The sequence below is a fragment of the Hallella mizrahii genome, assembly GCF_009695775.1.
Taxonomy (GTDB): Bacteria; Bacteroidota; Bacteroidia; order Bacteroidales; family Bacteroidaceae; genus Prevotella; species Prevotella mizrahii.
Window position 1 is genome coordinate 1 of the sequence record NZ_VUNG01000063.1, and the last position, 14,211, is coordinate 14,211.

Genomic DNA, 14,211 nt, shown 5'->3' on the forward strand with positions numbered 1-14,211 from the left:
TAGTATTGAAGGCGGAACCTTCACTTGAGGCAGCGCTATAAACGTAAATAAAAAATCAACATTACAATAAATTTAGTTAAAAACGAAAAATAATCGAGATTTCCTTTGGTCAGAAACCTAGGAAGCGGTGGATGATGTCACTACCGATGGAGAAGTTAGTAAGTAGCGATTCGTCAGAAGTAGACTTTTGCTGCGTTAGCTTTTTATTTTCTGCCTTTTAACCAGCATTCACCGAATAGTTACTTCGCCTCGTAACTATTCTGCGAATTCCTTTTGGTGGATAGCATCCACATCGCTAGGGTGGTTTTACCCCGTTAACGGTGCGGCAGGCGGTGAGAACGTAGGGGCGGGGTTTATCCCCGCCCTAACCCCGCAAAGATATACAAACATGTGGCACGGGGTGTGGAATGATTACTGTCAAGGGGGTTAGGGCGGGGATAAACCCCGCCCCTACGGTGGAACCCGCTGAATAGTTACTATATGATATTAGATGATGTCGTGTGGGTCTATTCCGTGGTCTTCTCGCACAGGTGCATGATGGGCTTGTGCTCGATATGGAGGAAGGCATCGCGTGAGAAGATGTCGTGGGCCGTGGTGACGGCGATCACGTCATAGCTTTTGTTGCTTGGCAGGCTGTGCACGACGGTGATGCCATAGTTTTCCTTGGCTTTCTCCACGTCGATGAGCGGGTCGCAAATGGTGATGTCACTGACGGTCTTCTTCAGCTCGTTGTAGACATCGGCCACGCGTGTGTTGCGGATGTCGTCGCAGTTGGGCTTGAAGGCGAAGCCGAGGAGCAGGACACTGGTGCCGCCACTGCGTCGCAGCTTGTCGGCGATGCGGTGAGCATAGTCGATGGCCATGTTGTTGTTGACGCTTCGTGCTGTTTTCAGCAGTCGTGCATCGATGCCGACGGTATCAGCTTTGTCGATGAGATAGTAGGGATCCACGGGAATGCAGTGTCCGCCGACGAGTCCGGGATGCATGGGGATGAAGTTCCACTTTGTGCTGGCAGCGGCGATGACATCCTCGGTGTTGATGCCCAAAGCAGAGAAGATGGTGTGCATCTCGTTGGCGAATGCGATGAGCACGTCGCGCTGGCAGTTTTCCATGACCTTGCTGGCTTCGGCCACGCGGATGCAGGGTGCCTTGTATGTGCCGTTGAGCAGTATGGATCCGTAGAGTTTCTCAAGGGCTGTTGCCGTGGCGGGTGTGGATCCGGAGACGATCTTTTTGATGCGTTCCACGGGGTGTTGGCTGTCACCAGGGTTGATACGCTCGGGTGAATAGCCGACGAAGAAGTCGGTGTTGAGTTTCAGTCCGGAGACTTTTTCCAGGATGGGGACACAGATCTCTTCCGTCATTCCCGGCCATACGGTAGACTCGATGACGACAGTGTCGTCTTTGTCGATGACCTGTCCCACCATTTCGCAGGCCTTTTTCAGCAGTGTAGGGTCGGCGTGATAGTCTTTGGATACGGGTGTGGGTACAGCGATGATGTAGTAGTTACATGCCTTGGTGTCGTTTAGTTTGTTAGTAATGTGGAAGTTACCATGGTCTAAGGCATTGCGAAGCTTTGTGGCATCACACTGGTCACGGCTGACAAGTCCCTTTTTGAGGTTGTTGCATTTTTTACCGTCAACGTCGAAGCCGACTACGTGGTAGCGTTTTGCGAAGGCCAGAGCCAATGGCAGTCCAACATAACCTAAGCCGATCAATGCAATATCTGTTTTCTTCATATTTATGAGTTAGATTTTTTCCAATTGTGCAGACCGTGAGGTCTTATAGGGGTTCCAGTTGTCTTTATAGGACTGGAAGAAGAAGAGTTCGCTCAGCTGCGCTGTGGTGCGGGCAAATCGCATGAACCATCCCGAGTAGGCGGGCATGAGGGGTAAGTAGCGCAGATACCAGTAGGTGGCACCCGGCCGCTCGCTGATGATTCTCACCAAACCCCAGCCGATATAGTTCAGCGCGATGCGCAGGATATATCCCAAGGCGAAGATTTGCAGAAACGAGGCGTGGAAGGTGAAGATCAGGTTGATGATATAGAACCACCAGATGAAGTTCAGGATGCAATCGTAGAAGATGCTCTCCATGTTGCTCAGGAAGTTCAGGAAGTTCCAGTTGCGGTTGGGCAGCAGAATGTCGAGGTGTTTCCTGAGTCGGAACCTTACCAGCGAGCGGCTCCAGCGTATGCGCTGATGATAGAGCTTATACCATTGTGTAGGCACGTTGGTCAGGCAGACGGCATTGTGCGCGAAGGCCACGCGGTGTCCGGCCTTGCGCACCTTTTGCGTGATGTCGCCGTCGAGGCCCGGTCCAATGTCCCAGTAACCGATTTCCTTGAGTGTTTCAGCGTCGAAAGCGCCGAAGGCACCGGAGATGATATGGTAGATGCCGAGCTGACTCGTCACCAGTCGGCCCACCTGTATGCGTTTGAGATACTCATAGCCTTGCAGCGAGGTGCAGATGTTTTCCTTGTAGTTGCGCACGAGTACGCAGCCGCCGACGGCTTTCACACGTTTGTCCATGTAGAAGGGGATGAGCACGTTCTCGATGGCATTGCGGTCCAGCGAGGAGTCGGCGTCGAGGTGAACGATATATTTTCCTGTGGCGATGCGTGCGCCGAAGTTGGCGGCAGAGGCTTTACCGCCGCGTACGTTGCAACGCAGGTATTTGGTGATGTATTTCGCGCGCTCCAGATCGTGGCAGATGAGTGGCGTGTCGTCGTCAGAGCCGTCGTCGACGATGATGATCTCGAAGTTGTTGTAGGTTTGCTCACGCAGTGTGGTGACCAGCTTATAGATATTTTTTCCCTCGTTCTTGCCTGGCACGAGTATCGTCACCAGCGGACGGTCGTGGTGGAGAAGCCACCGCGCCAGCGCACGGCGACGATGGCGGCGAGCACGTGTGAGAAAGCGGTAGAAGAGCACACCGTACTCCAGGATGTAGTATCGCGGAAACTCCACGAAGAAGAGAAACCAGTAGGTTCTCACCACATTGCTCACATTGAGTCCACGCAGGAAGTCGACGAAGCTGCTGATGTAGTATAGTATCGTGTCAAGCATAGCATTGTTTTTATCTCAGCCAGAACCAGTATCCGGCGATGATGGCGATGACGGCCACAATGGCCAAAACGATATATCCCCACTTCAGGTATGAGAGGAGCTTGGAAATAGGCGGGCGGTCCTGGAGCTCGTCGATTTCCTGGCGCATACGCTCTCGGTCGGCGAGGCGGCGTGCTTCCTCGGTCTGGCCGTCTTCAAAGGTGGCATTGAGCTTGTGGCTGATAAACATCATCGTGCTCATGTCCTTGGGGTGCGGCACTTCCTCATAGCGGATGGTGATGTCGCTGGTGCTGGGTATGAGCGACCATTCCTTGACGAAGAGGCGGTCTTCCTCTACGTTGTTGCCGATGGCCTTGAAGGCGATGTGCAGCTTGGTGTAGGGTTGGAGAAACATGGCCATGTAGGCAGCGTTGTCGCTGACTTTTTTCCGGAACTGCTCCCTGGCATGCTCGCCCTCGTCTTCGAGGATGGTGCTTTGGACGTATACGCAGAAATTGGTTGCCGTCACTTTGTTGTTGACAAAGAGTCGTGAGGCGGCCTCCACTACCTCCTCCGTACGGGTCATCACGCCACCGTTTTCGTCTGTGGCCCAGAGGAGCGCGATCATCAGTCCGCGGATCACGCCGTCGTGGGCAAGGGAGCGGGTGGCGATCATCTGGAGTCGGTTCTCAAATGCCTCCACGGGCATGTAGTTATTGAAATAGTCGTTGTAGGGTGAGAACGCGTGGACGCCATGGCAGATATCGTTGATGCCTCTCGGTGTGATCTCCACGACATGGATGTTGCGGGGGAAGAGGTCGTTGACGTTCGACACAGTGCCGCAGTAGGTGCAGCGGGCGGTGGTGTCGGGCGTGAGGAAGCTTTGATGGCAGTTGTGGCAGAGATAGAGCGAGGTGGGGCGGTCGTAGTCGATGCCGATATGTCGCAGAGGCTTGTGGCACTTGGGGCAGATGAGCTGTCCGCCGACGATGTAGGTATGCTCCGGAGAAATGTTGGCACAGGGGAAGTGGTGGATCACCGGCTCGTAGTCAAGTTCGTTGCTGCCACAGTTGGGGCACTGCTCCTGATAGATCAGGTGGGAGTGCTGGCACTTTGGGCAGACATGCATGCGGTAGACGGTCTTGCGGTAAGCCAGCGTGCCGTGTGCTACGCCCATGTCGATCCAGGAGAAATACTCATTGATATGGAAGAGACTCCAGCTGTGTAGGCATTCTGCCAGCGGGAAGGCGCAGCCCATGGCGCTTTTTTCCATGACCTTGGGCTCCAGGATCAGTTTATTGCGGGAAATGTAATAGCGGAAGATGCGCAGGATCAGCAGGCCATGGTTGGTGATGGCACCGGTCTCTTGGGGCACGCCATATGTTTTGCGGTAGTTTTCCAACTCTTTGAAGGTTTTGAGCACGAGTTCCTCGTCGACACTGTCGATATAGGCATCGAACATCTCGTCGTAGATGCCGATCTTGTCCCTCAGCGTCCTGGCAGCAAAGAACGGCTTATAGGCTGCTTTGTTGCAGGTGATCGGGTTGAGGCCCTTGAGGATGAGCTCCACATCATTGGCAAATGGAATGTTGATAAACACGCCATCGAAGTCGCCGGCCTTGTATTGGGTGCGGAACTCCACCCATACAGGCTCGTCACATACCAGGATGCGGTAACCGTGTTTGTTAGTTACGATATCTATCATTTGACCTTCTTGTAATGTGTCTGTTTATTAGTCTGCGCGGCTAAGATGGGTTGAGGCTGCGGCCCGCGCTGCCGGCGCTATTCATTGGTATCTATTGCCCGCCTTTTACCGTGGGGGGGGGGTAGACTTGATCAAGTAACGTTGCTCTGCGTCTTTAAGTTTTTTGTGCAGGAAGAATTTACCGACACGGATCTTCACAGGCAAGTTGTTGTTGAGGACCCAGAAGGGGATCTCCTGCCCTTTGTTGATGTTGAGGGTGGCCATGATGACCATGGCGTCGCGTGAGAAGTTGTTCATCAGATAATCCGGAAGCTGCTGCACGCCCAATCCCAAACGCACGAGGTGGGCACTGAAACGGGTGCGGTCATCGACGATGACCTCGATGGAGTCGGCGCGCAACAGTGAGCGTGCCTTGTCAACAGGCACGTAAGTCATCACGTGTAGGTGGGACTTGTCGATGTCACGAAATTTCAGATTCAGCACCTCGTCGCCTTTGATGGCGATGGAATAGTTGGTGAAGTGGATGTCCGTGATGAAGCCGTCTTCGGGCGCGCAGGCGTAGTTGAGGACCTCGTCGGTGTATTCGTTGCCATAGGGCGAGTAGGGCATGGCATTGACAGCGCGGCTGTAAAGTCCGGAGTGGATGAGTTTGATGCGCCCTTCGCCTTCGCGCATGAGATAGATGCGTACTTTGTTCTGTGCCTCTCGTATCTTTGCCTGTGTCTCGGCGATTTGCGCCTTGAGGTCGTTTTGCTTGGTGTTGTTGGTCAGACCGTAGAAGATGTCGTTGCGCTCGGAATGCAGCTGTAGCTGCAATTGTCGGAGCTGCTCACGGAGCACGGGGATTTCCTGTCGGGCGAGCATGGCCTGCGTCTTCATGTCGTTGGTGCGCTGCACAAAGGCCGGCTCGTTGTTGATGTTGTTGAGGTCACCGATGTGGCTGATGATGACGTAGGAGAAGAGCGTGTCGCCTTTCTGCACGGAGTCGCCGACGTTGGCCTTCATTTTCAGGATGTAGATGTCTTGCGCTGCGCGTATGTTGTTTTTATCGAGACTGATATATCCATCGTAGTAGGTGTAGACCGAGCGGCTGACGGCATAGAAGATGAGAAAGATGAGCGCCACGATGAAGGCAGCGGCAAAGATGACTTGCTGCTTGGCGAGTTTCTTCTTCTGCTGTTTCAGCAGGAAGAGGGCGTCTTGCTCCTCGGTGTGCTGTTCAAACTTAAATTCTTTCATAGTATGGGTGTCGTCGTTACGAAACTGTGGACATTGGGCACGTTGGCCAGTCGCTGGATCTGTATGAGGCTCAGCGATCGCTCTTTCATCTGCGTATAGAGGCGTTCCATGCTTTTGAGGTATTGGTTGTACTCTAAGAGTCGGTCGATATAGCTGTATCGGCCTTGGTTCTTGGCGTAGGTATTCTGTCGCATGGCGAGATATTTCTTCAATTGGGTAAGGTGGCGGTACTCCACGGCGATGGCCTGGTTGAGGCGGCGGACGGCGTCGATGTTCATCCGGCAGTGGGTCATGACGTTGTCGGTGTAGGTGCTGTTTTCGTCGCGTAGGATTTCCTTCTGCACCTCGATGGAAGCTTTCTGATGTTTGGTGGCGTTCCACAGCGGAAAGGTGAAGCGCACACCGAAGTCGACATTGTTGGAGATCTTGTCCTGACTGGTGAGATAGGTCGACCAGCGGGCGAAGGGGGTCAGCCGCATCGTGGCGATATAGGATAGCAGCTTGGCATTGTTGTCGAGTTGCGCGATCTTCAGCTTGTTGAGCAGGTTTTGTGGGTTGTTGGCGGCCACCTGCTGGCGCAGGCTCACCGTGTCGATGGCGATGGCTTCTGGCTTGAGCCATACCAACTCCTCACGCGGGGCGATGGAGTCCTTGGCATAGAACTGGGCAAGCTGAAACTCGAGTTGCATCTTTTCGTTCATCACGTCGAGGAGCTGTCCGCTGGTGATGCGGTCCTGCTCGAGCATCATCTGGTAGGCCTCGTTGAGTACGTCGAGGTTGCGAACGTGGCAGAGCATGACACCGGCGATGACGTGATTCCAGTGCTGTTCCAGGCTGTCGGCCCAAGCGTCCATGTCGGCACGGCCGTCATCCAGGCGCTGGCGTGCTTTGGCAATGTCGGTACCGAGTTTGATGTCACGCTCTTTGTAGTATCCGTGATAGAATTTGCTGTTGATCCAGTTCCATCCTACTTCGGCCTGCACCTTGGCCTTGTAGACAGAGACGGGGTCGTCGTCGTCGGTGGAGAGGAAGCTGGTCAGCTTCTTGCTGAGGCGGCCGTAGACCTGTCCTGTGACTTCCAGTCCTGTGTTGCGGTCCAAAGCCAGCATGTCCAACCCGGCCTTGAGTTGATAAAGGCTGTCGCTGACGGCATCGCCGGCAGGAAAGCCGAAGACAGGAGCTTGGGGCATGACATAGTCAACGGGAAAGAAGACGACACGCTCCATGACGCGAAAACGACGATGGAAGTCGCGCAGTACGCTGTCGTTCTTGAGATTCTCATAAACCAGCATCTTCGGGCGGTAGCCATATTCCATGTCGTTTTGGGCATGGGCCAAAGTCGTCAGTAAAGCCAGGATTATCACCAGGGACAATCGATGAGAAAAGTGGTGCATAGTTTCAGTTAGTTATCCTCTCCCTTCGCCGCGTCCCGACGGACAGACGGCGGAGGGTGAGGAAGGAAAAGAGATGTATTTACTTGACGAGCTTGAACACTTTGAGGCAGTTGCGGCCGTATGCCACGTAGATGTAGCCGTTGGCGAGCGTCACATAGTTGGCGGAGCGCATGCTGACAAAGCTTGAAACCTTCTTCAACGTGTTGCGGTCCAAGACGACGAGTCCGCGGCTGCCATAAGCGATATATACGTAGTTGGCATCGACTGCCACGCCATTGGCGCAGATGGCAAGATCCTTCTGGTGCTCGTCGGACCAGATATCCTCCTTGTAATGGCCGACCTGTGTACCGGTGTTGGCATCATAGACGTAGAGTCCGTTCATGCTCTGGCAGACATAGACCTTGCCGTCGTAGACACACATGGCGTTCTTGCCGTTGTTGGGCTTCACCTTGTTGGCATCTTTACTGAAGACGGGTGACTGCATCGTGGCATCGCTCTTGTCGAACTTATCCAGCACCAAGCCTACCTCAGTGTTTTCATTCGCGATCTGCGTACCGTCGTAGTGGATAGCAAAGACGTTATTGCCGTCAGGCGAGAAGCAGAGGTGCTTAGCGCGTCCTGCTGTCTGCTTGTAGCCCACAGGGTTGAGGTGTTTGTCAAAGATTTCATAGCCGTAGGTGGAAGCCACTTGCAGGTTGTCGCCGTTGACGATCACGCAGTTGCCGTCGCCACCGTCCTTGGAATGCGTGGTGTTAGCGCTTCTTTGAGCCTGATAGAGCTTGACGAGCTGCAGCGGCTCGTAGGTCTTGTGCGCAATCTCGGTGCTATCGAGGCCTTTCATATCCTGCGATGTGCAGTCGATCTTGCCATCGTCAGTAAGGTGCACATAGCCCAGGAAGCCTCCATTCTTGTTGTTGCCGACCGCATAGAGCCGTTTGTCGGACTTATCGAGGGTGATGTGGTTGAAGTCGATGGCATTGTCATGATCGCGTACGAACTGCTTGAGCGTTGTCACGTCGCCTGTGGTGCTGAGCATCTCCAGGCATCCACTCTGTTCATTGCCTCTCTTGTGGTAAGACACATAGACGTTGGTGCCGTCGGTCTGCACACAGGTAGCAGAGATGTCGTGGGTGTGGCTCTCGGAGACGACCACCGGCTGCGGGTTCTCCGGAGTATCCGGAGTATCCGGTGTGTCCGGTGTGCCCGGCTTGCTGGGGACGTAGCCGTTGCCGTGACAACCGTCGGCGGGGATGGAGTATTTTACTTCATCACTTACTTTATTACCACTGGCATCTAAGACCTTACCCTCGGAGATGTGCTCCACTGTACCATTGACGAAGTTGACCTTCGTGAAGTCTGCGTCGTCCCCGGTACCGAAGTTAAAGATGTTGCAGTCCACGCCAGCCTTCTGTGAGCCGGAAGTCTGAATGAAGTAACAGTCTTTGAGAGTCTCGGGTGAGCCACTGCCGTTGAAACTGATCTTAGCGGCCTTTACCACACCCATGGCCCCGTCGCCTTCCATGATGATAGCGGCATTGTTGCCATTGTTCTTGTTGGTATAGGTGCCGTCAATGTCAATGAGGCCTTTGTCGTTCAGATATACTTTTGAAGAAGCCCACTGGTTGAAGTTGGCGCACTTGATATAGTTGACGTGGATCTCAGCCTCGTTGGAGTTCACCTCCACCAAATTTGCCTTAATACCACAGTCTGCAATCAGATGAGTTTTGTCTTGGAAGTAGATGGCATGGCTTCCGGCGTCAATGTCCCCGCCCACACGGATGTAGCCGTCGGTCCATAAATCAGCATCCGTGGAGGTCAGCTTGCCTGCGACATACAGACGGGTGTCGGAGTTCATAATATCACCATGATAATACTGATTGGGTGCCGTATTTCCCGAGTAGAAACCTTCTGCTGTTAAGTTGCCGTCTACATAAAGTGTTCCTTGAATGCATGCTTTCTTACAGCTGAAGTCACCTTTGATATATATTTTCTCATTATTAGCGATCTTAAGCTCCCCAGATGGTGTTTCGAGCGTTCCACCTTCTTCGACGATGAGTGTGCCTCCATTACCAGAGATACGGTTGCCATTACCACCTAAAATGAGTTTGCCACCTTTCTTGACGATGATCGTAGCTTTGTCCGTATAAATGTTAGGTTTCTCTAAGGTACCTTCTACATAGATAGTTGTACCATTGCCTCCACAGATACCTTTGCCTAACGATGTCTTCCCCTTAGGCACCAGCCATGTGCCGCCAGGATTATAGATAGCCGGATCACCCTCTGTGATATCCACGGCATTGCTTGGCACTGCATTGTTGAAGCTTACTTCATTCTCTTTGGGAATCTGTGCATCGATATCGCTTGCGGCGCGTGTCCTTGATTTAGCCTGGTTGCAGTTAAAGATAGAAGACTGCATCTGACTGGTAATATCGTCGAGCGCCTCGCCGATGCGAGTGGGGTTGATCTGATTAACCTCACTGCCTGGGTCGTCACTTGACGAGCACCCTGTCAACCCTCCTATGAGGAGTGCGGCAGAGAATAGATAAAAGATCTTCTTATTCATGGTTCCTGAGTTTATGGTTATTGATTGTGGTGAGCTTGTAGGGGCGGGCTTTATGCCCGCCCTAACCCCCGGATGGAAGTTACGAATGATTTGATTCTCACCTCTTCAGGGCATTACATACTCACCTCTTCAGGGTGTTTAGCGAGATTTGTTCACCAGTTTGAGCACCTTCAGGCAGTTCTTTCCGTAGGCCACGTAGATGTTGTTGTTGTTATCCACAGCTACGAAGTTAGCAGACTTGCCGGCGGTGTAACGAGCCACCTCAGGTGTTTGCTTGGCAGCATCCTCAGTGGTTGCGGTCATATCGCTCCTGTTGATGACGATCAGACCGAGAGAACCGTAAGCAATGTAAATCTTATCGCCCTTGACGCAGACGCCATTGCAGTAGCCGCGGGTCACGGTGGTGCCCTCACTGTACTTCTTGTTATCGCCATCAGCGGTATAGGTAGCGTCCTTCGGGATGAAGAGACCCGTCAGCGTACCGTTGGTATATTTAGCCAGTCCGCCCTTGCCGAGACAGACATAGATGTCGTTGCCGTCGACTGCCATCACGCTCTTGCCGTTGGTGCCTTTGAAGGTCTCGAATTTACCGGCGTTGAAGAGAGTAGAGCCGTTGTCCAGGCGTACGTTGCTTGCATCGTAGCTGTTGACCTTGAGATCGTTGCCGTCGACATAGCTGACATATACATTCTTGTCATCTTTCGTGATGTACTTGGCGTCGCCGAGTTTTGAAGCATAGGCGCCGCTGAGATCGCTGCGGTTGAAAGTCTCTGTGCCGTAGAGGGTAGCCACCTGATAATAGTCGCCGTTGACGATGACAGCGTTGCCGTCGCCCGTCGTCTTGTCATTCGTAGTCGTAACCTTTTGCAGGACTGTTGCTTTCAGCGGCTCCAGTGTACTGCCGGCAGTGGAGGAGGCGTCTGTGTTGAAGGCGCCGGCATCTGTCAGTGACAGTGATGTGATCAGTCCGCCCTTCTGTCCGTTACCGGTGCCGATGAGCTTGTGCTGCTCCTTGTCGAGCACGATGTTGTTCCAGTCGACAGCATTCTTCTTTGAAGCGTCTACAGCCGAGATCGACTGCTGGAGCGTCACATGTCCGTCGCTTGTCGTAGTGAAGTAGTCGAGCATACCGGCCTGTGCGGTGCCGTTGGTATGATAGCAGACATACACGTTGCTGCCATCAACGACGACACCCGTAGCAGAGCGGCCATTGCGCTCATCGTTGTTGATGCCATAAGTCACCTCAGCCGTCGGACGGAGCAGCTGATAGTTTGTGGCTGTCTTAGTACCTTTCTTGTCGGGGTTGAAGCCGAGGCACTGGATGTCCTTGTCGGCGGGGATGGTGATGTCGGCAAAGTCGTCCTCCTTGTTCAGCTTGCGCACGTTAACGCCACCGTCGAAGGCGAAGTCATCCCAGTCGAGGAGGGTGTTGTCAGCCACACTGCCTTTGTAGGCGCGCTTGAAATAAACGCCGAAGGTACTGCCGCTGGGGGCTGTGAGGAAGGAAGCGTTGTCGTCGTTGGTCACGATCTGCTTGGTCTCCAAGACAGCCAGTGTGCCGTTGGTGAGGTTGATCTTTGATCCTTTGCCGTCTGTATTATAATAGGTGTAGGTGTTGATCAGTCCGTTGTCGCCAACATAGATATTGGAACCATTCTCCTGACGGATGAACGTGGCAGCCTTGTTCTTGGAGTCGTCATACTGACCGGCTTTGATGTAGTTGCCATAGACTTTAGCCTCGGCACCATTCACGGTGAGGCTGTTGGCGAGCGAGAAGAGCTTGCTGGCAACGACAGTGCCCGTCACGGAGGCATCAGTAGCGGTGATAATCTGAGCCGAGAGCTTACCGGCAGCAGTCAGCTTCTCATCGGCAGTGACGTTGGTACCCACCTGTGTCTGAGAGCCAGCGTCGAGCGTAATGTTCTTAGCGTGGAATTCTGTTCCGGTGAGGATATTACCGTTGTTGATCAGGTCGATGCCAAGGAAGGTCTGGTCATTCGCAGCTTCTTTGTTGCCGTCGCCCGACTTATAGAAAGAGTTCTTGGCCATGAGGCTGGCTCCGCTTTCTACGGTGAAAGTAGAGACGCCCGTCACCACGAGCTTACCGCCGCCATAGACGATGATGTTTGTGGTGGTACTGTTCACACCTTCGAGTGTCAGCGTTTTGCCGCCCGGCACATAGATCGTACCACCGCCTGTCAGTCCGGTGAGCGTCAGGTTTTTCTGCAACAGCAGTTTCTTTCCGTTCATGTCAAGAGATAGAGAAGGCATGTTGTTGATGGTGACGATAGCGTTGTCAGCGAGCTTTGTGTCGCCACTGTTCAGCGCTGTCCATCCGTTGCCAGTAGGCTTTGTAGGCAATTCAAGTCCTAGTGAGGGGGCACCAGAAGTGGGCAAGGCACGTGTGAACGCCTTGGCTCCGGTAGTGTTACCGTAGTTTGTTACTCGGTTAGCGGTGCTGTTCAGCAGCACACTGATTTGGTCTGCCTGTGAGTTGATCTGCGTTCCTCCATTGCTGGGGTCGTCGCTAGAGCAGGCTGTCATACCCATCACGATCAGTGACGAGATGGCGATGTTACAAAATCTATTAGTTACCATTGTTACAAAAACATTTATCCGTTAGAAGTATTCGTTCATTGTGACGTGTCCGTTGTCACAGCATGATCTATGATGATAGAATCTTAATATATAGAGTGTTAAGGTGCCGAGTTCGAGAAGCATCCGGCTATGGTGTCAGTCCCTCAGCAGATATCGCAATTCTTTGCATATTCTATTCCTCCATTTCTGTCAAAAGTCATGTTGCATGTCTTTTCCGCTCCAAAGATAAGCCTTTTTACGATAATAGACAAGATTTTGCTGATAATTTTTCTAAGTTTAACACAAAAAACTTTAGTATTGTCAAAAAAGTATGTCGAAAAGGTATGTAGAAGCAAAAAAGTGTAACTATTCAGCTGCCATATCGCCCTTTGGCGATAACAAGTTGTTGATATAATAGGGTTAGTTATATAGAAGCGAATTCCTTTTGGTGGATAGCATCCACATCGTTTGGGTGGTATTACCCCGTTAACGGTGCGGCAGGCGGTGAGTAGGGGCGGGGTTTATCCCCGCCCTCGCCCCGCAAAACATATCAAAAATATGCGGCAGGGGGGAATGAAATAATTACCGCCAAGGGGGTTAGGGCGGGGATGAACCCCGCCCCTACATTGTCACCCTTGACACTGAATTGTGGGGAATTGTCTCCGATCTTAAACGTCGTTTGAAGTGGTGGGCTCGTAGGGGCGGGGTTTATCCCCGCCCTAACCCCCTTGGCGGTAATCATTCTCCCCCCGTGCCATCTGTTTGAATATTCCCCACGCAGATTCCGCGGATCTCGCAGATTTTCTAATCAGATATTATTATGTAGTGCATGAATGCACTATAGATCTGCGTAATCTGCGTAATCAGCGTGGGAAAGAAATATTCAGCGTGGATATTCCTACGCATATTTCGCAGATCTCGCAGATTTCTATTCAGATGCTATTATGTAGTGCATGAATGCACTTGAGTGGGATCTGTTTAATTCGTGAGAAAAAATCAGCGGGAATATTCGGCGCACTGGATATTTCCCGTGGGCCGATATGTTCATAATTGGTTAGAGAGGTCCATAACTCAAGGAAAATAGGCAGGCTTAAGCTCCCGATGGAGCTATGGTGTGGAAGTGATGGGGCAGCCTTTGCGAGCAAGCTCGCAGTCTGCCCCATCACATCCACACCACCCCTGACGGGGTAAAAGCCAGCCTATGACGAAAATTGCCTTGGCATAAAATTGCGCATAAGCGCATAAAATAAATTGCGCCAAGGCGCATAAAATATGATACCGCCCAACAGAACACAAGCAGCATAGCAGACTTTCAAGACGCTATGGACTATCTTTCGGCCGCAGGATTTTATGCCCAAGGGGCAATTTTACGCGTTAGCGATTTTCGTCATGGGCAGGCTTGACACCAAAGGTGTGGGTCTAAAGCTATGGGGTAGACGGCGAGCTTGCTCGCAAGACTATCCCATAGCTTTAGACCCATTGCTCCTTGGGGAGCATAAGCATGACCATGATTTTCTTTTTTCTTTTCCGTTTGAAAATGCCAAAGCGATAATGGCAGTATAAAGATTTATATTTCCTCTCACTATGATTCCACGGAAAATATCCAGTGCGTCGTTTTTTATATCTTTTGCGGGGTTAGGGCGGGGATGAACCCCGCCCCTACATTGTCACCCTTGACACTGAATT

At 52.4% G+C, this 14,211-nt stretch carries 7 protein-coding genes; all 7 read right to left on the bottom strand.

Annotated features, from left to right (window positions below; translation table 11 throughout):
* Window positions 1-506: 506 nt before the first annotated feature.
* On the bottom strand, window positions 507-1,739 hold the full coding sequence (locus FYJ73_RS14830; protein WP_154535521.1) for a nucleotide sugar dehydrogenase: 1,233 nt from the start codon (window positions 1,737-1,739) through the stop codon (window positions 507-509).
* A gap of 9 nt (window positions 1,740-1,748) precedes the next feature.
* The gene (locus FYJ73_RS14835) at window positions 1,749-3,068 is read right to left on the bottom strand and encodes a glycosyltransferase family 2 protein (protein ID WP_154535522.1); all 1,320 of its coding nucleotides are present in this window, start codon (window positions 3,066-3,068) and stop codon (window positions 1,749-1,751) included.
* A gap of 10 nt (window positions 3,069-3,078) precedes the next feature.
* On the bottom strand, window positions 3,079-4,752 hold the full coding sequence (locus tag FYJ73_RS14840; protein WP_154535523.1) for a TackOD1 domain-containing metal-binding protein: 1,674 nt from the start codon (window positions 4,750-4,752) through the stop codon (window positions 3,079-3,081).
* Between the two features lie 105 nt (window positions 4,753-4,857).
* Window positions 4,858-5,991, bottom strand: a complete 1,134-nt coding sequence (locus tag FYJ73_RS14845; protein ID WP_154535524.1) for an HlyD family secretion protein — start codon at window positions 5,989-5,991, stop codon at window positions 4,858-4,860.
* Window positions 5,988-7,385, bottom strand: a complete 1,398-nt coding sequence (locus FYJ73_RS14850) for a TolC family protein (protein ID WP_154535525.1) — start codon at window positions 7,383-7,385, stop codon at window positions 5,988-5,990. The genes FYJ73_RS14845 and FYJ73_RS14850 overlap by 4 nt, the downstream gene beginning before the upstream one ends.
* 79 nt (window positions 7,386-7,464) lie before the next feature.
* A complete protein-coding gene (locus FYJ73_RS14855; RefSeq protein ID WP_154535526.1) occupies window positions 7,465-9,948 on the bottom strand; it encodes a hypothetical protein in 2,484 nt (827 codons plus the stop codon).
* Window positions 9,949-10,086: 138 nt separating this feature from the next.
* Entirely contained in the window at window positions 10,087-12,546 is a 2,460-nt protein-coding gene (locus FYJ73_RS14860; protein ID WP_154535527.1) for an LVIVD repeat-containing protein, read from the bottom strand.
* Between the last annotated feature and the right edge of the window lie 1,665 nt (window positions 12,547-14,211).

What these genes read in the sequence shown, in the direction of transcription:
- FYJ73_RS14830 (WP_154535521.1), bottom strand. Translation starts at nt 1,739, where the DNA reads ATGAAGAAAACAGATATTGCATTGATCGGCTTAGGTTATGTTGGACTG.
- FYJ73_RS14835 (WP_154535522.1), bottom strand. Translation starts at nt 3,068, where the DNA reads ATGCTTGACACGATACTATACTACATCAGCAGCTTCGTCGACTTCCTG.
- FYJ73_RS14840 (WP_154535523.1), bottom strand. Translation starts at nt 4,752, where the DNA reads ATGATAGATATCGTAACTAACAAACACGGTTACCGCATCCTGGTATGT.
- FYJ73_RS14845 (WP_154535524.1), bottom strand. Translation starts at nt 5,991, where the DNA reads ATGAAAGAATTTAAGTTTGAACAGCACACCGAGGAGCAAGACGCCCTC.
- FYJ73_RS14850 (WP_154535525.1), bottom strand. Translation starts at nt 7,385, where the DNA reads ATGCACCACTTTTCTCATCGATTGTCCCTGGTGATAATCCTGGCTTTA.
- FYJ73_RS14855 (WP_154535526.1), bottom strand. Translation starts at nt 9,948, where the DNA reads ATGAATAAGAAGATCTTTTATCTATTCTCTGCCGCACTCCTCATAGGA.
- FYJ73_RS14860 (WP_154535527.1), bottom strand. Translation starts at nt 12,546, where the DNA reads ATGGTAACTAATAGATTTTGTAACATCGCCATCTCGTCACTGATCGTG.